Source organism: Anaplasma phagocytophilum, from assembly GCF_023476575.1.
Classification (GTDB): domain Bacteria; phylum Pseudomonadota; class Alphaproteobacteria; order Rickettsiales; family Anaplasmataceae; genus Anaplasma; species Anaplasma phagocytophilum_A.
The window spans coordinates 1-1,653 of the sequence record NZ_JAHLEX010000063.1 but is presented as its reverse complement, the minus strand read 5'-3'; the positions used below and the strand labels follow the sequence as shown (position 1 = coordinate 1,653).

General features: G+C 35.1%; 1 protein-coding gene and 1 tRNA gene. Both read right to left on the bottom strand.

The features are described from left to right. Positions 1-637 precede the first annotated feature (637 nt). Positions 638-1,099: a hypothetical protein gene (locus KPX09_RS03645; RefSeq protein WP_249549036.1), complete on the bottom strand. Its 462-nt coding sequence runs from the start codon at positions 1,097-1,099 to the stop codon at positions 638-640. A 225-nt stretch (positions 1,100-1,324) separates the two neighbouring features. After that, positions 1,325-1,396: transfer RNA gene (locus tag KPX09_RS03640), tRNA-Gln, on the bottom strand. Positions 1,397-1,653 lie beyond the last annotated feature (257 nt).

Below are 1,653 nucleotides of genomic sequence, written 5' to 3'. Positions count from 1 at the left end.
ACCACATAGAATACGATCTATAGTATGCATTAATAGTAAAAATATCATAGATATAGTGTCACATCTCTGAAATCTGAAGACAAAACAAAGATAAAAAGACGACAAGAATACCTAACAGTTGCTCGTAATATAGTGCTGAAAATATCTACTTCCACCAATAGTTAGTCTGCATACAACAAGATTATAGCGAAAAGTGTGGCTAGTATATCAACACTATTGGTGATATACCATTAATGCAGCATATATGATTAGACAGCACTAGCGTTATTCTGCAAACGGAGTCAGTGCCTATTGACATATCCATATTAAGAAGTACTTTGCCTGCTTGAATACAGTATAAAAACATAAACAATGCGTATAGACTGTGCAGCTTTCACGGGTCTATTTCTAATACTCCATCCTTGAATATTCGTGCGATGCAGTACTGTAAAAAGCAGTCATGCATTAAGATATGCACCACAATTAACCACGTTGAATACCATAGAAGTGATACCTATAGCGCTATCTATATCCATAGGTGCGGGGAGGATATACGATGGTCCGTTTTACGTAGTATCACATGAAGTGCATTGCACTCTAATACTCTGATAAATAAAAAAGTTAACTTTGAAAAATGAATTTACTGGAAGAGTAAATCTTAGTCTACCTTTACATCTTTAGATTTTATATCACTAGTTTGTGCCTTGATCTTGACCAAACTCCTAATCATATCCTCCATTGCGTATCCAATTTTTATAGCACAAACCTTCTTTAGATTTACCATATTATCGCTAATCAACTCAGAAACATGATAGTTGAGTAAATCTACAATGAGATCTTCTGTAAACTCTTCTACTCTTTTTATAAACACGTCTTTTTCACGCTCTATTTCTGTAGGAAACACTATTCTGTTCTGATTAGAAACTGAACCACCTTTAAAATTAAAAATATTTAAAGATAAGTAACGAAAAAGAACACTAGGTAAGGAACGCCACTTCAAACCCCATATGTAACTTTGTACAAGATGCGTACAAAACATAATCATCACCGCACGAATCACAACACCTGTGGTGACTAAATCCCTATTAAAGTAGTACCACTTTAGTATTTGATAAACCATAGGATATAGATAAAGGGGATTTTTGGAATACACAAGGCTAGCTGCCCCCTCATGATACAAAACTAGAGCAATTGAAACTATGTAAGTGTAAACAGCTACATAAAATACTTTTGCACAAATCTTATCGAAATTCAGTAAAACATAAGAAAGCATCATGAGTCTGAATATCGGCATGTGCTTATAACTTCTCTACTTTACCATCAAAATTCATAACCCATAAAAGCGCTGGGATGGGAGGAATCGAACCTCCGCATGACGGTACCAAAAACCGTTGCCTTACCGCTTGGCGACATCCCAAAAGTAATAAAGTACACGCATGAAGGATAGTAATAAAAAATAGTAAAAATGCAATGAAAAACACAAAACTACTCAAGGTTTGAACTTCGTACTAAGTAATAAAATATCTTGTTAAAGTTCTGTTTTCGTAGCATCATCGAGGCGGTTGTCATGATTTGTAGCTTATCTTGTGAACTTCCAGAGTATAGTAAGAAATTTGGAGAGATACTGGGAGGACTACGGGTGCTCTATAGTACATCCTTATACTACAGAACTCG